16 protein-coding genes are annotated in these 17,867 nt (G+C 70.8%); 5 read left to right on the forward strand and 11 right to left on the reverse strand.

Going from position 1 to position 17,867, the window contains the following annotated elements; all coding sequences use genetic code 11:
* Nucleotides 1-22: 22 nt before the first annotated feature.
* From allB to ABD235_RS06750, 3 genes are all read left to right on the forward strand, one after another.
* Nucleotides 23-1,366: an allantoinase AllB gene (allB, locus tag ABD235_RS06740; RefSeq protein ID WP_344171046.1), complete on the forward strand. Its 1,344-nt coding sequence runs from the start codon at nucleotides 23-25 to the stop codon at nucleotides 1,364-1,366.
* Entirely contained in the window at nucleotides 1,363-2,187 is an 825-nt protein-coding gene (locus tag ABD235_RS06745; protein WP_344171049.1) for a bifunctional allantoicase/(S)-ureidoglycine aminohydrolase, read from the forward strand. The genes allB and ABD235_RS06745 overlap by 4 nt, the downstream gene beginning before the upstream one ends.
* 70 nt (nucleotides 2,188-2,257) lie before the next feature.
* Nucleotides 2,258-4,333: an AAA family ATPase gene (locus ABD235_RS06750; protein WP_344171052.1), complete on the forward strand. Its 2,076-nt coding sequence runs from the start codon at nucleotides 2,258-2,260 to the stop codon at nucleotides 4,331-4,333.
* Between the two features lie 36 nt (nucleotides 4,334-4,369).
* Here the strand turns inward: ABD235_RS06750 and ABD235_RS06755 are convergent, their stop codons facing one another.
* From ABD235_RS06755 to ABD235_RS06765, 3 genes are all read right to left on the reverse strand, one after another.
* Nucleotides 4,370-5,353, reverse strand: a complete 984-nt coding sequence (locus ABD235_RS06755) for a glutathione S-transferase family protein (protein ID WP_344171055.1) — start codon at nucleotides 5,351-5,353, stop codon at nucleotides 4,370-4,372.
* 37 nt (nucleotides 5,354-5,390) lie between these two features.
* The gene (locus ABD235_RS06760) at nucleotides 5,391-7,604 is read right to left on the reverse strand and encodes a carbohydrate-binding protein (protein ID WP_344171058.1); all 2,214 of its coding nucleotides are present in this window, start codon (nucleotides 7,602-7,604) and stop codon (nucleotides 5,391-5,393) included.
* 109 nt (nucleotides 7,605-7,713) lie between these two features.
* Nucleotides 7,714-8,157 carry a VOC family protein gene (locus tag ABD235_RS06765; protein ID WP_344171061.1) on the reverse strand — a complete coding sequence of 148 codons (444 nt, stop codon included), beginning with the start codon at nucleotides 8,155-8,157 and terminating at the stop codon, nucleotides 7,714-7,716.
* Nucleotides 8,158-8,302: 145 nt separating this feature from the next.
* Here ABD235_RS06765 and ABD235_RS06770 point away from each other — a divergent pair, with 145 nt between their 5' ends.
* The gene (locus ABD235_RS06770) at nucleotides 8,303-9,004 is read left to right on the forward strand and encodes a VOC family protein (protein WP_344171064.1); all 702 of its coding nucleotides are present in this window, start codon (nucleotides 8,303-8,305) and stop codon (nucleotides 9,002-9,004) included.
* On the opposite strand, the gene ABD235_RS06775 is transcribed toward ABD235_RS06770, so the two are convergent.
* Nucleotides 9,001-10,419 (reverse strand): MFS transporter, encoded by a 1,419-nt coding sequence (locus ABD235_RS06775; RefSeq protein ID WP_344171067.1) that lies wholly within the window; start codon nucleotides 10,417-10,419, stop codon nucleotides 9,001-9,003. The genes ABD235_RS06770 and ABD235_RS06775 overlap by 4 nt on opposite strands.
* A 64-nt stretch (nucleotides 10,420-10,483) precedes the next feature.
* Here ABD235_RS06775 and ABD235_RS06780 point away from each other — a divergent pair, with 64 nt between their 5' ends.
* A complete protein-coding gene (locus ABD235_RS06780) occupies nucleotides 10,484-11,050 on the forward strand; it encodes a CGNR zinc finger domain-containing protein (protein WP_344171070.1) in 567 nt (188 codons plus the stop codon).
* A 16-nt stretch (nucleotides 11,051-11,066) separates the two neighbouring features.
* On the opposite strand, the gene ABD235_RS06785 is transcribed toward ABD235_RS06780, so the two are convergent.
* The 7 genes from ABD235_RS06785 to ABD235_RS06815 all read right to left on the reverse strand — a co-directional run bounded on the left by ABD235_RS06785 (nucleotide 11,067) and on the right by ABD235_RS06815 (nucleotide 17,828).
* Complete coding sequence (locus ABD235_RS06785) at nucleotides 11,067-11,873, reverse strand: SigB/SigF/SigG family RNA polymerase sigma factor (protein WP_344171073.1); 807 nt, start codon at nucleotides 11,871-11,873, stop codon at nucleotides 11,067-11,069.
* 128 nt (nucleotides 11,874-12,001) lie between these two features.
* Nucleotides 12,002-12,988 carry a ferritin-like domain-containing protein gene (locus ABD235_RS06790; RefSeq protein WP_344171076.1) on the reverse strand — a complete coding sequence of 329 codons (987 nt, stop codon included), beginning with the start codon at nucleotides 12,986-12,988 and terminating at the stop codon, nucleotides 12,002-12,004.
* 19 nt (nucleotides 12,989-13,007) lie between these two features.
* A complete protein-coding gene (locus tag ABD235_RS06795) occupies nucleotides 13,008-13,394 on the reverse strand; it encodes a cupin domain-containing protein (protein WP_344171079.1) in 387 nt (128 codons plus the stop codon).
* 30 nt (nucleotides 13,395-13,424) lie between these two features.
* The gene (locus tag ABD235_RS06800; protein ID WP_344171082.1) at nucleotides 13,425-14,171 is read right to left on the reverse strand and encodes an SDR family oxidoreductase; all 747 of its coding nucleotides are present in this window, start codon (nucleotides 14,169-14,171) and stop codon (nucleotides 13,425-13,427) included.
* Nucleotides 14,172-14,279: 108 nt separating this feature from the next.
* Nucleotides 14,280-16,010 carry an L-aspartate oxidase gene (locus ABD235_RS06805; RefSeq protein WP_344171084.1) on the reverse strand — a complete coding sequence of 577 codons (1,731 nt, stop codon included), beginning with the start codon at nucleotides 16,008-16,010 and terminating at the stop codon, nucleotides 14,280-14,282.
* Nucleotides 16,011-16,096: 86 nt separating this feature from the next.
* Nucleotides 16,097-17,371 carry a hypothetical protein gene (locus ABD235_RS06810; RefSeq protein ID WP_344171087.1) on the reverse strand — a complete coding sequence of 425 codons (1,275 nt, stop codon included), beginning with the start codon at nucleotides 17,369-17,371 and terminating at the stop codon, nucleotides 16,097-16,099.
* Between the two features lie 40 nt (nucleotides 17,372-17,411).
* A complete protein-coding gene (locus ABD235_RS06815) occupies nucleotides 17,412-17,828 on the reverse strand; it encodes an MmcQ/YjbR family DNA-binding protein (RefSeq protein ID WP_344171089.1) in 417 nt (138 codons plus the stop codon).
* Nucleotides 17,829-17,867 lie beyond the last annotated feature (39 nt).

Here is a 17,867-nt window from a genome sequence, read left to right on the forward strand (position 1 = left end):
GATCGACCGAGAGGGGCGTCGCATGACCTCGCTGGACCTTGTCATCCGGGCCCGCCGGGTCGTCACGCCCGCGGGGGAGCAGCCGCTGGCCGTCGGGGTCGCGGGCGGCCGGATCGCGGTCGTCGCGCCGTACGGGACCGAGCTCGACGCCGCCGAACAGATTGTGCTGCGCAACGACGAGGTGCTGATGCCGGGCGTCGTCGACACCCACGTGCACGTCAACGACCCGGGCCGGACCGAGTGGGAAGGTTTCACCAGCGCGACCAAGGCGGCCGCCGCCGGCGGCGTGACGACGATCGTCGACATGCCCCTGAACAGCATCCCGCCGACCTGCGACGTCGCGGCGCTGGAGCTGAAGCGGAAGACGGCCGAGCGGCAGGCGTACGTCGACGTCGGGTTCTGGGGCGGTGCGATCCCCGGCAATCTCGCGGACCTCCGCCCGCTGCACGACGCGGGCGTGTTCGGCTTCAAGTGCTTCCTGCTGCACTCGGGCGTCGACGAGTTCCCGGCGCTGGAGCAGGCGGAGCTCGAGGCGGCGATGCGCGCGATCGGCGCCTTCGACGGGTTGCTGATCGTGCACGCGGAGGACGCGCACCGGATCGATTCCGCGCCGGCAGCGAGCGGTCCGCAGTACGACGGCTTCCTGCGATCCCGCCCCCGCGAGGCGGAGAACGCGGCCGTCGCCGTGGTGATCGAGTTGGCGCGGCGGACCGGGTGCCGGGTGCACATCCTGCACGTGTCCAGCGCCGAGGCGCTGCCGTTGATCGCCCGAGCCCGGCGGGGCGGCGTACGGATCACGGCGGAGACCTGCCCGCACTACCTCACCTTCTGTGCCGAGGAGATCCCGGCCGGCGCCACGGCGTACAAGTGCTGCCCGCCGATTCGCGAAGCGGCGAACCGGGAACTGCTCTGGGACGGCCTGCGCGAGGGGCTGATCGATCTGGTCGTCTCCGACCACTCGCCGTCGACGATCGACCTCAAGCACCTGGACACCGGCGACTTCGGCGCGGCCTGGGGTGGGATCGCCTCCCTTCAGATCGCTCTGCCCGCGGTGTGGACGCAGGCCCGCCGCCGCGGTTTCGGCCTCGCGGAGGTTGCGCGCTGGATGTGCCAGGCCCCCGCCGAACAAGCCGGACTCACCCACAAGGGCCGGATCGAGCCCGGCCACGACGCGGACTTCTGCGTCTTCGCCCCCGACGACGCCTTCGTCGTCGACGCGAACACCCTGCAGCACAAGAACGCCGTCACCCCGTACGCCGGATGGCCGCTCGCCGGCATCGTCCGCCGGACCTGGTTGCGCGGCGTACCCGTCGACATCGACGCCGGCCCCACGGGCCGGCTGCTGACCAGAGGAGACCACCGATGAACCAGCCGCGCTACTACTCGCCGGCCGGCGGCCACCCCGCGCAGACCGAGCTCACCACCGATCGCGCGGTGTTCACCGAGGCGTACGCCGTCCTGCCGCGCGGCACGATGCGCGACATCGTCACCAGCCTGCTGCCGTTCTGGGACAGCACCCGGCTGTGGGTGCTGGCACGGCCGCTGTCGGGGTTCGCCGAGACGTTCTCGCAGTACATCGTCGAGGTCGGACCGGGCGGCGGCAGCGATCGCCCGGAGACCGACCCCGGCGCGGAGGCCGTCATCTTCGTTGTCGAGGGCAACGTGATCCTGACCGCCGACGGCGAGAAGCACGAGCTGGCCCCCGGCGGGTACGCGTTCCTCCCGCCGGGCACGGACTGGACGCTGCGCAACACCAGCGACCAGGTGAGCCGGTTCCACCTGCTGCGCAAGGCGTACGAACAGGTCGACGGGATCGACGTACCGCCGGTGCTGGTGACGAACGAGGTCGACGTCGAGGGCATCGAGATGCCCGGCACGGAAGGCCGCTGGAAGACCCAGCGCTTCGTCGACCCGACGGACGTCCGCCACGACATGCACGTCAACATCGTGACCTTCGAGCCCGGCGGCGTGATCCCGTTCCCGGAGACGCACGTGATGGAGCACGGCATCTACGTCCTCGAGGGCAAGGCCGTCTACCTGCTCAACAAGGACTGGGTCGAGGTGCAGGAGGGCGACTTCCTCTGGCTCCGCGCCTTCTGCCCCCAGGCCTGCTACGCCGGCGGTCCCAGCCGCTTCCGCTACCTGATCTACAAGGACGTCAACCGTCACCCGAAGCTGCCCCGCTAGGCGGCTCAGGCAGCTGGTCGCCGAGCGGGGAGTGCCACCGGTGGCCGATCGGGCGTTTAAGGTGATGCCTGTGCCTGATCACTCTCGGAGACCGCGTGTGCTCGACGTCCTCGGCGTTGAGGGGGCGTGGGAGGTGCCGGACGCCTGGATCGACGGCGTGCGGGGGCGGTTGCGGGAGTGGAGCGACGAGGCGGATGCCCTGCGGCCGGGGGTGTTTCCGGACTTCGTGGAGGGAACGCCGGCGGCCATCTGGTTCGTGCATCAGGTGGCGCCGTTGCTGGCCGGGTGGGTGCCGGTCCTGCGCGGCGAGTACGCCGATCTAGGCGCCGTACTGACTCGGGACTTCTACCGGCCGCAGGTGCGGGTCGGCGGCGACGGGTACGTCGTGCGCGTCGGCGCGACCGACTGGCCGTTGCAGGTGGTGTCGGGGGCTCGCGGGTTCCCCGCGGAGACGCGGGTGCAGGCGCTGCGGTTGTCGCGGGACGTGGTGAGTCTGTTCGTCGGCGCGCCCCCGCTGGCCGCGCGGGCGCAGGCCTTGACGGCGGCGTTCGACCGGGTGCTGGGGGACCGCGAGGCGACCCGGATGCACGCGGCGGCGGACTACGAGACGATCGCGCACTTCTGGCGGACCGCCGTACTGAGTGACGCGGAGCGGGCGGTGCTGCCGGAGCTGGGTGGGCCGGCGGCGGCGTTGCAGTACTCGCTCGACACGCTGCGAGACGTCCACGGGAAGCTGACGGCGGTGGTTGCGGACGACGAGACGCGGGAGTTCGCGCAGCTGCTGGCGCGGATGATCCGGGCGATCGGCCTGCGTGGTCAGCCCGCGGCGGTCGGGCAGGTCCTCGGCGTCGCCGGGTGGGACGTCGAGTACGCGATCGCGGACCTGGACAAGAAGGGCTTCGACCCGCGGCGCTGGCTGACGCGGAACACGGCGTGGCTCGCGCAGGCGGTCACCGACGACCAGGAGGTCCTGGCGCGAGCCTGGGCGGCCGCGGCGACGCGGGTGTCGGTGCACCTGGCCGGCGTACTGGAGCGTGGGGCGTGGCCGGAGCCGGAGGTGCCGGATCTGGGCGCGTTCTTCCGGCTGCTGGAGCGGCCGGCGGCGGTGGACGAGTCGATCAAGCTGGTCTGGGGCGAGAAGAAGCCCGAGGTCGCCGTACCGGAGCCGAAGTCCGAGCCGAAACCGGAGCCCGAGCCGGAGCCCGAGCCGAAGGTGGAAGCACCGAAGATCGAAGAGCCCGAGCCGGTCGAGCCCAAGCCCGAGCAGCTGGTCCTGCCCGAGCCTCTCCCGCCGAACGCCGGCGCGATGGCCGAGCTCGACGCCCTGGTCGGCCTGGAGTCGGTCAAGGACGCGGTCCGCCGGATGGTCGCCGAGATCAAGACCAACCTGCGCCGCCAGGAGTTCGGTCTGCCCGCGCAGGAACGCGCCCGGCACATGGTGTTCGTCGGCAAGCCCGGTACGGCGAAGACGACGATCGCCCGGTTGCTGGCCCGGATCTACAAGGAGCTCGGCGTGCTCGAGAGCGGGCACGTCGTCGAGGTCGACCGCTCCGACCTGGTCGGCCCGACCGTCGGGACGACGGCGCCGATGACCGCGGCCAAGTTCCGCGAGGCGCTCGGCGGAGTGCTGTTCGTCGACGAGGCGTACACGCTGGTGCCCGAGGGACAGCCGGGCGACTTCGGGCTCGAGGCCGTCGCCACGATCCTGAAGATGATGGAGGACCACCGCGACAAGTGCGTGGTGATCGTCGCCGGGTACCACCGCGAGATGCAGCGCTTCATGGAGTCGAACACCGGTCTGCAGTCGCGGTTCCCGAAGCTGCTGTCGTTCAGCGAGTACGACACCAACCAGCTGGTCGCGATCTTCGAGCTGCAGGCCCGCCAGCAGGGCATGGCCTACACCCCGGAGGTGCTCGAGCGGGTCCGCAAGGTCATCCCGCCCGCGCCCCGGGGCCACAACTTCGGCAACGGCCGCTTCATCCGCAACCTGCTCGAGGAAGCGATCTCCAACCAGGCGACTCGCCTGGCCCGCCGCGACCCCGACACCCTGACCGAGCGTGACCTGCGCGAGCTTCTGCCGGAGGACGTCAAGCCGGCCGCCTCGATGCGCGCCGAGGACTACCTGCTGCAGAAGCCCGGCACCTGACCGACCGGCAGCAACCGGTCGGCCAGGTTCCAGCGGTCAGATCGCCGGGACCTGTTCGCCGTCACGCACCGGTCCCGGGGGAGTGCCGTGACCGAACGGCTTGCCGCCGAGAGCCTCACGGCCGTGGGGCGTGTGCCAGTTGCTGAGCTCGGGACCCTTCGGCACGATCTGGGTCGGGTTGATGCCGGTGTGCACGACGTAGTAGTGCTGCTTGATCTGCTCGAAGTCGATCGTGTCGCCGAAGCCCGGCGTCTGGAAGAGGTCGCGCGCGTAGGCCCACAGCACCGGCTGCTCGCTGAGCTTGTTGCGGTTGCACTTGAAGTGGCCGTGGTACACCGGGTCGAAGCGGACCAGCGTGGTGAACAGCCGGATGTCGGCCTCGGTGATCGTGTCGCCGACCAGGTACCGGCGGTCGATCAGCCGGTCCGACAGCCAGTCCAGGGCCGCGAAGAGCTTGTCGTACGCCGACTCGTACGCCTCCTGCGAACCGGCGAAACCGCACTGGTACACAGCGTTGTTGACGTCGGTGTAGATGCGCTGGGCAACTTCGTCGATCTCGTCGCGCAACGCCTCCGGGTACAGGTCGGGCGCGCCCTCGCGGTGGAAGGCGGTCCACTCCGTCGACAGGTCGAGCGTCATTTGCGCGAAGTCGTTGGTGACCACGGCGCCGGTCGTCTCGTCCACGATCGCGGGCACCGTGATGCCCTTCGCGTAGTGCGGGTCGCGCTTGAAGTACGCGTCCTGCAGCCGCGGGATCTTCAGCACCGGGTCGACCCCACCGGGATCGAGGTCGAACGTCCAGCTCCGCTCGTCGTGCGTCGGGCCGCAGAACCCGATCGAGAGCACGTCCTCGAGGCCGAGCAACCGCCGGACGATGATCGCGCGGTTCGCCCACGGGCAGGCGCGCGCGACCACGAGCCGGTAGCGGCCCGGCTCCACGGCGAAGCCGTCGCGGCCGTCCGCGGTGATCCGGGTGGCGATGTAATTCGTGTCACGGTCGAACTCGTCGTTGGGGGGCACCCTTCCAGAGTGCCCCACCGACGACGAGTTCACTCGGTCACGGCGTGAGGCGTAGGTAGTCCACGTTGAACCCGCCGGTCTCGCAGAACACCGTCAGGTCCTGCTCGCCCGCGGGCAGCGTGATCTGAGCGGTCACCGACTGGTACGTCGCCCAGCCGCCGGTGTCCGGGACCGACAGCTTGGCGAGCACCGCCCCGGACGCGTCGCGCAGGGACACGGCGTCCGTCGCAACCGCCCCGGTCCCGTTCGCCGCCCGGAACTCGACCTGGTACGTCGCCGCCTGCGGCACGTCGAGCCGGTACCGCAGCCAGTTCCCGGCTGCCGTCCAGCCCACGTTCTTGCCGCCGCTGGCCGACGGGTTGGTCTCGACGAAGTTCGCGCCGCCGTCGGTCCAGCCGTGCTGGGCGACGTACGCCTCGGCCTCGACCTTCTCGCCGACCGGTGTGCCCTTGGCGTTGACCGTGATGTGCAGCGTGATTTCGTCGTACGCCGCACCGTCGGTGACGCGGAGCTTGACCTCCTGCTTCCCGGCCGTGGTCGGGCGCAACGTCACCAGGCCACTGCGCGCGTCCAGGCTGACACCGGCCGGCAGGTCCTTGGCGTAGTACGCGAGCCGGTCACGGTCCCGGTCGGTCGCGGACAGTTGCACCTGGGTGGTCGCGTACTGGTCGGCGACGACCTCCGGCACGTCGTTCAGCACCGGCGCGCGGTTGTGGTGCTCCGACGGCACGTCGCCCTTCCACCGGTACGTCGCGAACGAGTTCGCGGGCACGGTCGTCGTGAACGACTTCCCGGCGAGCACGACGCGCACGGTGGTCGGCGTCGGGTTGGAGTTGCCGAGGATCGCGACGAAGTGGTCGCCGCGGTCCTGGTAGACGACGTTGCTGACGCCGTTCGACGTGGCGCTCGACTCGACCCGCGTGTGCTCCGGCCCGAGGTAGCGGGCGAACTGGCCCATCGCGTAGAGCTCGTCGCGCACGGTGAAGGTGCGAGCGGTCGTGTCGACCTTGACCAGGCGGTTCGGCCACTTGGTGGTCCGGCCGACCTCCTCCCAGTCGATGTTGTTGTCGCGGGCCGGCGTCCAGTGCAGCGTTCCGCCGTCCTGGTCGGTGGTCTGAGCCCACATCACGTACGACGACGCGTCGAGCCGGAAGTAGTTCAGGATCGTCGCCGGGTTCAGGTCGCTGGTCTCGGTCATGTGCACCGGCTTGCCGGTCTGCTCGTACGCGTCCCGCATCACCGTGGGGTCACCCCAGTACGGGTGGAACGCGATCGCGTCACTGGCCTTGCGCGTCGCCGGGTCGTCGAAGATCCGGTGGTAGTTCTTGGTCTCGGTGCTGTTCGGGTCGCGCCAGTCGTAGAAGTTGAAGTCGTGCACGTAGAGCTCGGTGCCGAGCCCGGCGCGCCGGACCTCCCGCTTGATCGCGACTGCGAGCTTCTGCTGCTGCGCGATGCTGATGTCCATCGCCGGGTAGACCACGTCGATGCCCGGCTCGTTCAGCAGCGTCAGCGCGTCGACCTTCACGCCGTACTTCGCGTACGCCTGGACGTACTTGACGTAGTACCGGGCGAACACGTCGATGCAGTCGTCCCGCAGCTTGCCGACCTGGTAGTACGACGTGGTGCTGCCGGGCTTGAGCGCGACCTCGCCGGTGAACCGGTTGTTGGTCTTCATCCAGGCCGGCGCGCTCCAGGCCGAGGCGAAGAACGTCGCTCGCGGGTTGTAGCGCTGGATCAGCTTGATCGTGTCGATGATGTGCGCGTCGACGTCGCGCTTGATCGAGAAGTGCTTCAGGCCGAAGTCCTCGCTGACACCGGCGGGCAGCTCGTCGTACGACCAGAACGGCAGGTGCTCGATCAGGTCGGGGCTGCCGATGGTGAGCCGGAAACGGTCGAAGCCGGCGCCCTGGCGTGGGTCGACCAGCAGGCGGATCGCGCGGTCGCGCTCGGCCGGGGTCAGCTTCCACAGGTTCGACACGCTGGTTTCGTCGAGTGAGAAGCCGATGCCGGTGTACTGCTGCCGCAGGGTGCTCGGGTCGACGACGACGGTCGCGTCGGCGGCCCCGCCCTCGTCGCGCGTCACGTGCGTGGTCGGCAGCGGCTGCCACGCCTGGCCGGCGCCGCTGGAGTAGGTGCCGGTGACGGCGGCGCCGCGGTCGGGCCGACCGGCGGTGGCCGGGAGCCCGGCGGCGGCCAGCACGCTGCCGGCCGCCAGCGCGACGACGACCGCCGCGGAGATGGAACGCCTCACGAAACCTCCTGGAACTGGGGCGGAAAGCGCTTGCGCCCAGGACGCTACCGGCAGCATGCGCATTCCACACCCCCTTCCCGGTTCCGGAACTTCCGGCCGGTGCAGCGGATCAGCGGCCCGGCGCGCGGGTGACGATCTCCTGCAGGAACCAGCCGTTGCCGTCCGGGTCCTCGAACGACAGCCACGACCCGTAGTCGCGGCGGTCGGCGTCCGGGCCGTCCACGCGGTTCGCCGTACCGGCGCGGTGGAACACGCCGTCGGCGTCGTGCCAGACCTCGGAGACGTCGATGCCGAGCCCGAGCAGGTGCTCGCGGGCCGCGACGACGTCCTTGACGGTGAGCTGCAGGCCCTGGAGCGAGCCGGGCTCACCGTTGGTCACGCCGGTGCCGAAGATGATCGAGCACTCCGAGCCGGGCGGCGTGAACTGCACGACCCGGAAGCCGTCGCCGACCGAGAAGTCGGCGTCCTCGCGCCATTGCAGCTGCTGGTAGAACGCCTTGGCCTTGTCGACGTCCGCGACCGGTACCACCACGACCTCGAGCTTGAAGTCCACCGCTTGATCTCCTGTTCCGTCCTGGGCGCGCCCGCGCGCGCCCAGGATCGACAGTCGCAGGGCGGTGTGCACGTTGTGTCAGCGTTCTGTGCACGGCGGCTTTTGCGGAAGTGGACCGTCCGGGACGGCCGTTAGGGTCCTGGCCATGGAGATGATGACGGGCGCACAGATCGCCGCCGCGAACCTGACCGACTGGCGCAAACTGGGACAAGGCCTGCACGCCCGCTACGTGGTCGACGACTTCGGCGCCGGAGCCCGGTTCGTCGCCGCGATCGCGGAGGCCGGTACGGCGTTCGGCCACCAGCCGCGGGTGACGCTCGGCGACACTTTCGTCGACCTCAAGCTGATCAGCGAGGACGCGGTGTACGTCGTCGACGGCGTCGAGCACGTCGTCGAGTACACGACCCGCCGGGACCTCGACCTCGCGCAGCAGATCACCGAGCTCGCGGCCGCGCAGGGCGTCACGGCCGACCCGGCCGGGATCACCACGATCGAGCTCGCGCTCGACACCGCGAACGCGGCGAAGCTCGCGCCGATGTGGGCCGCCCTGCTCACCGGTGACACGGCCGCGGTCGGCCGCGGCAGCGTCTCGACCGACGTCCGCGACGCGACCGGGCGGGTCCCGATCCTGTGGTTCCAGAACTCCGACCAGCACGAGACGCCGCGGCAGCGCTTCCACCTCGACGTGTGGGTCGCCCCCGAGTACGCCGAGCAGCGGATCGCCGCGGCCGTCGCCGCCGGCGGCACGGTCGTGGACGACAGCGAGGCTCCGTCGTACGTCGTACTGGCCGATGCCGACGGCAACAAAGCCTGCGTCTGCACGGACCCGCTCGGGATCAGCCGCTAGCGCCGACGGCACCCCGGCACCGCCGCCTCGGAGTCCGCATCGGGCGGCGTCGCGGGAGCCGTGGTGGGCGGCGCTGCCGAGTCTGCTGCGGGCGGCGCGGCCGCCGTCCGGCGCCTCGTCGCGAGGGTCGCGGCGGTCACAGCGGCGGCCGTGGCGGCGACGGTCAGCCAGCCTGACGTGTGGTCGACGCCGGGGCCGACGGCGGTCGCGATCCCCACTCCGAGCGCGACCATCACCGCCGTACCGAGCTGCGCGGCGGTGTTGAGCAGTCCGGCGGCGGACGCCTGTTCCTCCGCCGGGACGTCCGTGCCCAGCGTGTAGGCGGCGACCGCGCCGATCCCGTTGCCGAATCCGCTAAGAACCAGCGCGACGACCGTCACCGGGATCTCCGGCTCGAGGACCACGCCCAGTGCGCCGAGGCCGATGAGGATCAGGCCGACCACCAGGACCAGTCGCGCGCCGCGTTTGACCAGCCGGGCGGCGAGCGCGGCGCCGAGCACGACGGCGAAGCTGAACGGCAGGATCATCAGCCCGGCCGCGCCCGGGCCGAGGCCGCGGGCGTCCTGGAACCACAACGTCGTGATCACCACGAAGGTGCTGGTGGTCGCCGTGATCCCGAAGGACCCGATCACCCCGCCGGCCGTGCCGTGCCGCCGCCAGATGCCGGGCGGGATCAGCGGACTCGCCGTCGACCGTTCCCGGACGACGAGGGCGGGCACCAAGGCGATCGCCAGGACGGCGAGCAGGCCCGCCGCGAGCCAGGAGCTGCCGAAGGCGTTGGCAGCAGCGACCAAGGCGCTGACCGACACGACCTGCAGGACCACCGAGCCGGCGTTCAGCGACGTCGCCGTTCTTGCGTCGGCAGGGCCGACCAGCCGCACGATCGCCAGGGCCAGTACGGCGGTTGCCGCCAGAGTGGCCCAGAAGATCACCCGCCAGCCGAGGCTGTCGGTGACCAGTCCGCCGACCAGCAGCCCGGACGCGCCGGCCAGTCCGCCGGTGGCGTTCCAGGCGGCCAGCGCCCGGTTGCGTGACCGGCCGGGTTCGGTCGCGCCGATCAGCAGGACCAGGGCGTTCGGGATGCTGATCGCCGCCGCGACACCTTGCAGCAGCCGGCCGGCGACGAGCCAACTCACCGCCGGGGCGACCGCACAAAGCACCGATCCGAGCGCGAACACCGCGAGCCCGGCCAGCAGCACGCGACGAGGGCCGCGCGCGTCGCCGAGTCTGGCTCCGAGCAGCAGCAGGCCGCCGAAGCCCACGGCGTACGCCGGAACCAGCAGGCCGGCCTGCGTCGGCGAGCCCTGCAGGTCGGCCAGCATCCGCGGCAGCGCCGCGACCACGACCGTGACGCCCATGACGTCGATGAACTGCACTCCGCAGATGACGGCTGTCCGTGCTCGTTCCCGGTTCATCCTTCGACACTAGATAACGCTTTTCAATCGGTAAAGCATTAGCGTGTCGCGCTAGACTGCGAGGATGGACGACGTACCGAGCTGGACCTGGCTGGAGGGCTGGCCCGCGCTCGACTTCGTCAACACCGTCATTCGCCGCGGTTGGACCGAGATCGAGCTGATCCGGTCGCCGGCCGATCTGGACTCCTGGCTGGACGCGGCGGCGTTGCCCGGTCCACGCCCGGAGCAGGTGAGCGCGCGGGACGTGGCGGATTTCCTCGCCGTCCGGGATCCGGCGTTGCGGCTCTTGCGCGCGGCGACCGGGCACGGGGAGTGGGACGCGGCCGACGCCGCCGTACTGAACGAAGCGCTGGCGGCGGCGCCGGAGGTGCTGGCTCTCGGCGATGCCCCGGGGACGGCCGAGGCAAGGCCGGTGGGGTCGCCGCGTCCGTTCACGCTGCTGCTGGCGCGGCTCGCCGGTGAGGTGCGGGACGTGCTGGTCGCCGGACCGAGCGAGCTCGCGCTGTGTGACGCGCCGGGCTGCGGGCAGCTCTTCTACCGGCGTCGCCCGAACCAGTCCTGGTGCGGTACGCCGTGCGGTAACCGGGCGCGGGTCGCCCGGCACCACGGAAAGGACCGCGCCGAGGCCTGACGGCCCCGGCGCGAGGTCAGGCGGCTGCCGGTTGCAGCTGGTCGCGGAGCCCGGCCAGGATGCGGGTCAGCAGCCGGGAGACCTGCATCTGGCTGATGCCGAGCTTGTCGCCGATGTCGGCCTGCTTCCAGTTCTCGACGAAACGGAGCTCGAGGATCTCGCGGTCGCGGGGTTCCAGGCCGGCGATCAGCGGCGACAGCATCTCGGTGGCCTCGAACCGGTGCAGCTGGGGGTCCTCGGTGGCGGCGATGACGTCGGCCAGGACCAGTTCGTTGTCGTCGCGGCCGGCCGGACGGTCGAGGGACAGCACGGTGAAGCAGCCCCGCGCGCCCTCGGCCTGGCGGACCTCGCCGACCCCGACCCCGAGCGCGGCGGCGATCTCGTCGAGGGTCGGTTCGCGGCCGAGCTCCTGCTCCAGCCGCGGCAGGACGGCGGCGATCCGGCCCTGGAGCTCCTGCAGCCGGCGCGGGATGCGGACCGTCCAGCTGCAGTCGCGGAAGTAGCGTTTCACCTCGCCGCGAATGGTCGGGACGGCGTATCCGATGAACGGGACGCCGTCGTCGAGCCGGTAGCCGCGGACGGCCTTCATCAGGCCGAGGCAGGCGACCTGTTCGAGGTCCTCGTCCTCGACGCCCCGGCCGCGGAACCGCTGCGCGATGCCGCGGGCGATCTCGAGGTTGAGCTGGACGACCTCTTCGAGCAGCCGCTGCCTTTCGGCGTCGTCGGTGGACCGGGCACGGGATTCCAGCAGTTCCTGGGTGGCCGCCTCGCGCAACGCGCGGTCCTCGGCCGTGGAGCAGTGGGTGGGTACGACGGTGTGCATGAAGGTGACCTCGCGACGTGATCGTCACGGCGCGGCCGCTTCTCCGGACCGCGGTCATTTTGCATCGCACTCGTACCCAGGCATCAAACGTCGGGTGCAGCACCGGATCGGTGCTGCACCCCCGTCGATCAGCTGAACGTCGGCCCGGCCGTGGTGCCTTCTCCGTCGGGCATGGCCATCAGCGCCTGGGCCTGCGCCTTCAGCGTGTACATGGTGCCGACCGACGCGCCGAGCTGCTGCGGCGACCCGTTGAACGCGAGCTGGAGCTGCGCCAGCAGCCCCCGGTACGTCTTGTTGAACGCGTCCTGAGCCGCTCGGACCGGGCTGCCGGCCTCGGCGAGCTGGGGGTTGCGTCGCATCGGCAGCACCCCGGCGTAGTCGACCGCCAGCTTCTCGCCGCTCGGCCCCGAGCGCGGCGTGTCGCCGAGCTGGTACCGCCGGCCCTGGGCCAGCTCCTGGAAGCGGTAGTAGTGCGCGACCTCGGCCCGGTCGGGGTGGAAGACGTCCTGATCGCCGTCCCACACCTCTCCGTGCGACGTCCCCTCGCCCTGCTCGACGATCTCCTCCAGCGCGGCCAGCGCCGACGCCAGATCGGTCACCGCGGTCACCTTGCTGCTGCTGTGCGCGAACGGCCCGGCCGTGACCTGGTACGACGGGTCGCCGGTGAACACCGCCGCCTCACCGAGCCGTTCGGTCAGGTCGCGCAGGCCGTCCTCGATCGCGGTGTAGAACTGCCCGATCGTCTCGTAGTCGTCGCCCTCGGCCGGAGCGTTCGGCGGCGCCGGCTGCTCCAGCCGCAGGAACATCTGCAACGCCTCGGCCCCGAACGGCACCAGCGACAGCTCCAGCGACCGGTCGCCGTGCGGCATCGTCCGCGGGTGCCCGGGCAGGATGGCCGGCGTGTCCAGCCGCGGCGTACCGCCGACCGCGTTCAGCAAGTTCGCCGCCAGCGCGAGGTGGATCATCTCCTCGGCGAACACGCTGCCCACCACCTGCACGGCGTCCGGGTTGCGCTCCGGGTCGAGGGAGTAGAGCGCCACGAGGTACGGCGGCAGCGTGGCGTGCTCCAGCTCGATCGCCCACTGCAGGTGCTCCCGCAGATCTTCCAGCTCCACGATTCTTCCTTTCGAAGGGTCAGGACGCGCGCAGGTGCTTGCGCTGCTCGAGCTCGTCGGCTTCGACCAGGACCAGCATCGGCTGGCTCGGGTCGCAGAGCATGGTGACGGTGAAGCGCAACGTGGTCTCGTCGCTGGCGTTACCGTCGGAGTAGTGGATGACGTCGCCGCCCGGCTCCCAGAACGCCTCGCCCGCCGTGAGGACCCGCGGCGGCTCACCTTCCAGCTCGAATCGCATCTCGCCCTCGATCACGTACCCGAACGCCGGGCCGCCGGGGTGACGGTGCGGGGGAGCGCCCGGGTCGCCGGGCGGGTACTCGATGACGACGGTCATCGCGTGCGCGCCGTCCGGGATCACCGGCGGCTCGACCTCCTGCAGGACGGTCAGCGCGTTCTGCCAAGACATGGGAGTACCTCCAAAGGGAAGGGGGATGGATCAGGAGTTGGAGCGCAGCCACTCGCCGTACGGCGTCTCGCCGAGCTGGGCGTCGTCGCCGGGGACGAGGGCGTACTCGGTGGGGGAGATGCCGAAGTAGACGGCCTCCGGGTCGGTCACGACCTGCCGCGGGTCGTTGCCGGCAGCAAGTACGTCGCGGAAGAAGTCGTCCATCCGGAAGCGCTCCGGGCCGGCCACGTTCACCGTGCCGTTCAGCGGCTCGCCGACCGCGGTCCGGCCGACCGCCCGGGCCACGTCGGCACCGGCCATCGGCTGGAAGAAGACGTGCTTGAGGTGCACCGTCGCGCCGTCGGTCGACGCGTCGGCGATGCTCGGGACGAACTCGAAGAACTGGGTCGCGCGGACGATCGAGTACGGCACCGGGGAGCTCTCGATCAGCTTCTCCTGCGCGAGCTTGGCCCGGAAGTAGCCGCTCTCCACGAGCTGCTCGGTACCGACCACCGACAGCGCGACGTGGTGCCGGACGCCGGCCGCCTGCTCGGCGGCGAGCACGTTGCGGGTGGACGTCTCGAAGAACTCCATCACCGCGTCGTCCTCCCAGACCGGCGCGTTCGACACGTCGACCACCACGTCGGCGCCGGTGAGGGCCTCGGCCAGCCCCTCACCGGTCAGGGTGTTGACGCCCGTGCTCGGTGCGGCGGCGACCGCATCGTGCCCGTGCTCGCCGAGCTGCGCGACGATCTTCGAACCGATCAGACCGGTACCGCCGATGACGACGACCTTCATCGTGACGCCTTCCTGTTCGCCGGCGGCACCCGTTGCCGTCCGGTCACCAGCTAAGACAGGACAGCCACGAGCCCTGTGACAGCGCCGGTGAACAGGTTGCCTAGGGCCTCATTCCACGAGCTTGCCCTCGGTGGAGACCTCACGCATCAGCGCGCTCAGCTCGGCCGGGACCGCCGGGATCTTCTCTTGCTCGACCTGGCCACGACCCGACCAGACGAGGTTGACCTGCAGCTTCTCGTCCAGCTCGGGGTAGTCCGAGCGGTTGTGGCAGCCTCGCGTCTCCCGCCGTACCAGCGCGGCTTCGAGCGTGGCCCGCGCGGCCAGCGCCGAGGCCTTGAGGTCGAAGGCGTGCGCGAGGTCCTGGAACCCGGCGATGTCGGGATGCACGCCGAGGTCGGCCATCCGGTCCTCGACCTCCGACAGTTCGTCGAGGCCGGCGGTCAGCCCTTCCTCGTCCCGTACGACGCCCGCCCGCGTCGTCATCGTGTTCCGCAGCGCTCGCTGGAGAGCGCGGACGTTCTCCTCGCCGTCGCTCGCGAGCAGCCCGTCGACCTCCGCGCGAGCTTCACCGACCGCCGCGGCCGAGCGCTCCTGCCGCTGCAGACCGGTCGAGTACCGGGCCGCGTCCTCGGCGACGATCCGGCCGAAGACCATCAGTTCGATCAGCGAGTTGCCGCCCAGCCGGTTCGCGCCGTGCAGCCCGCTGGCCGCCTCGCCGATCGCGTACAGGCCGTCGACGCCGGTGCCGTGGTCCTCGGGCCGGACCCACACGCCACCCATCGAGTAGTGGGCCGTCGGCGCGATCTCGATCGGCTCCTTGGTGATGTCGAGCATCTGCAGCTCGAGCAGCGTCTGGTAGACCCGCGGCAGCCGCCGCATGATCGTCTCGCGCGGGAGGTGCGAGACGTCGAGCCAGACGCCGCCGTGCTCCGTCCCGCGGCCTTCCTTGATCTCCGTGTACGCCGCCAGCGCGACGCGGTCCCGCGTGGACAGCTCCATCCGCTCGGCGTCGTACCGGGCCATGAAGCGTTCCCCGGCCGCGTTGCGCAGCTGGCCGCCTTCGCCGCGGGCGGCCTCGGAGACCAGCGTGCCGGCCGCGTTCTCCGGCTCGATCAGGCCGGACGGGTGGAACTGGACCAGCTCGGGGTCGCGGATCCGGCCACCGGCCTCGACGGCGAGCCGGAACGAGTCGCCGGTGTTCTCGTCGCGCCGCGACGAGGTGTGCCGCCAGATCCGGGTGTGACCGCCGGCGGCCAGGATCACCGCGTCGGCGCGGATCAGGTACCGCTTGCCGGTCACCTGGTCGAAGCCGTACGCGCCGAAGACGCGGTTGTCCTTGGTCAGGATCCGGGTCACGTAGACGGTGTCGAGGATCGGTACGTTCAGCTGGACCGCGCGGTTGACCAGCGTGCGCTGGATCTCGAGCCCGGTGTAGTCACCGGCGAACGCCGTCCGGCGGTAGGTGTGCGCGCCGAAGAACCGCTGCGAGATCCGCCCGTCGGCCTCGCGGGCGAACGGCATGCCGTACCGCTCCAGGTCCGCGATCCCGCGGGCAGCCTGCTCGGTGACGATCTGGACGGTGACGGGATTGGCCAGCAGGTAGCTCTCGCGCAGGGTGTCGGCGGCGTGCTGCTGCCAGGTGTCCTCGGGGTCCATCGTGGCGAGCGCCGCGTTGATCCCGCCGGCGGCCAGCGAGGTGTGCGCGTCCGAGCGCGAGCGTTTGCCGAGGGCCAGGACGTCGATGCCCCGCTCGGCGAGTTCGATGGCGGCGCGCAGCCCACCGCCGCCGGTCCCGATCACCAGGACGGAGGTGGAGATCTGCTGCTCGGTGACGGTCACGGTGACGCTCCTCTGGATAGCCCGGGATGGTGCCTGCTACCCAGAGGACCGCGCGCGACGGCCGAATGTGACCTGGTGTGAGTGAGCTAACTGCCCGGCGACACCGGGTCGAGGCGTGGGTATGGCGCATCAGACAGTCCGAGGTCGCGCCAGACGAACCGCGGGATGCCGGCCAGGAACTCGCGCAGGAAGCGTGAGCTGTGCGCGATCGAGTGCTGGCTGTGGTCGCCGGGGGAGAACCAGACCCAGTCCTCGACGATCCGGAACGGCGCCGGGGAGCTGGCCATCAGGAACTCCATCTGGCGCGGGTGGATCACGTCGTACGCGAACTTGGTGCTCGGCGAGGTGACCTTGAACTGGTCGTTGAACCGTTCGCTCTCGAAGCTGATCCCGCGCCCGAACGAGCGGCCGGCCACGGTCAGCTCGGGCATCGGCACCGGCAGCTGGAACCCGAGGATCGCCTCGCTGTGGTTCTCGGTGACGGTCCGCGTCTGGGTCCGGCCCTCGCTGTCGGTGTAGCTCTCGGTCCGGGTCGTCTGCCAGTGGTGGGTGAACGCGACGAACGGCGGGCCGTCGCCGTCGCGGCCGCGGATCACGTCCTCGGTGCGGTGGCTGTGGCCGGACCGCGAGGTCGGGGTGACCTCGAGCAGGCTGTCGTCGACGCCGATCCAGTACCAGTCCGGGTGGTGGTAGAAGGAGAAGCGCGGAGGCAGCTCGGGCTGGATCCAGTGGTCCAGCGGCGTCGCGTCGATCGCGTCGGCGACGGCGGCCAGCTGGTCCAGCCAGGGACCGAGCTGCTCGACGTCCTTGCGCGGCGGGTCGAGCACGGTCAGCTGGTCGGAGTCGATGCTGAGGTTGAGCCCGGGCATTCCGCCTGCGAGCCCGTTGAGCTGGTTGCAGACCTGCGGGGTGAGCACCTCCGCGGCGTACGCCGGATCGAGCGCACCGATCTGCCAGCCCGGGCCGAGCGCGGCCGGGGACGGCATCGCGGCCGCCTCCACGCCGTACCGGGGCCTGGTGTCGCCGCCCATCACCCACAGCTCGGGCAGCCGGCGGGAAAGCGTGACCATGCCGACCCAGCCCTTCCAGTGGCCCGAGCTGTACTCAATCACCTGGAACGGACGGCCGGACGTGGTGTGACCGGTGATCTGGTCGTCCGGATCGCGCCGGAAGCCGATCCCGAACGGCGGGTTGGTGAGTCGCGCGACGGCGTCGAGCTGCGGGCTGTTCACGAAGGTCCAGCCGCGTTCGCGCAGCGACTTGATGTACTGCTGCCGCCGGACGAGCGCGACGATGCCCCACGTCAGCCCGGCCGCAGCGACCAGGCAGATCACTACGACGACTACTGTTCCACCGCTCATGCTGACCGCCTCCCCGAGTTCCCTGGACGATAGCCGGGGATCAGGCCAGTCGATGCTCCTCGAGCCAGGCAGTCGCCCGCCGCTTGGAGGCGCGGGACAGCCACGCGTCCTGGATCACCTCGGCCAGTTCCTGCCTCGACAGGGCGCCGAGCTCGCTGCCGCGGACCAGGACCGACAGGTGCCCGTCGAAGTGCGGGGTGGTGAAGAACGGGCTGCCCTCGTCGGAGACCAGCGCGAGCTTGTCCTCCTCGGCCGGGACCCAGATCACGATCACGTCGTCGTACCGCTCGCCGGTCTCCGGGTCGAACGCGTCCGGCCGCGGGGTCCGGAAGAAGACGAACGACTTCCCGCCGACCTGGTAGACCGGGTTGCCGGATCCACCCTTCTCCACGGTGACGTGCGGCATCGCGAGGGCGATCTCGTGAACGTCGGCAACCTTCGCTCTGCGGCCCGGCATCTGGTCAGTTTAGATGTCAAAGCCTGCCCGGCCGCTCCG

The organism is Kribbella lupini, assembly GCF_039529595.1.
In the GTDB taxonomy this organism is placed as follows: domain Bacteria; phylum Actinomycetota; class Actinomycetes; order Propionibacteriales; family Kribbellaceae; genus Kribbella; species Kribbella lupini.

Excerpts from the sequence above, each read along its gene's own strand:
- ABD235_RS06800 (WP_344171082.1), bottom strand. The coding sequence starts at position 14,171 with ATGAAGGTCGTCGTCATCGGCGGTACCGGTCTGATCGGTTCGAAGATC.
- ABD235_RS06785 (WP_344171073.1), bottom strand. The coding sequence starts at position 11,873 with ATGCACACCGTCGTACCCACCCACTGCTCCACGGCCGAGGACCGCGCG.
- ABD235_RS06780 (WP_344171070.1), top strand. The coding sequence starts at position 10,484 with ATGGACGACGTACCGAGCTGGACCTGGCTGGAGGGCTGGCCCGCGCTC.
- ABD235_RS06815 (WP_344171089.1), bottom strand. The coding sequence starts at position 17,828 with ATGCCGGGCCGCAGAGCGAAGGTTGCCGACGTTCACGAGATCGCCCTC.
- ABD235_RS06745 (WP_344171049.1), top strand. The coding sequence starts at position 1,363 with ATGAACCAGCCGCGCTACTACTCGCCGGCCGGCGGCCACCCCGCGCAG.
- ABD235_RS06810 (WP_344171087.1), bottom strand. The coding sequence starts at position 17,371 with ATGAGCGGTGGAACAGTAGTCGTCGTAGTGATCTGCCTGGTCGCTGCG.
- allB (WP_344171046.1), top strand. The coding sequence starts at position 23 with ATGACCTCGCTGGACCTTGTCATCCGGGCCCGCCGGGTCGTCACGCCC.
- ABD235_RS06795 (WP_344171079.1), bottom strand. The coding sequence starts at position 13,394 with ATGTCTTGGCAGAACGCGCTGACCGTCCTGCAGGAGGTCGAGCCGCCG.
- ABD235_RS06775 (WP_344171067.1), bottom strand. The coding sequence starts at position 10,419 with ATGAACCGGGAACGAGCACGGACAGCCGTCATCTGCGGAGTGCAGTTC.
- ABD235_RS06770 (WP_344171064.1), top strand. The coding sequence starts at position 8,303 with ATGGAGATGATGACGGGCGCACAGATCGCCGCCGCGAACCTGACCGAC.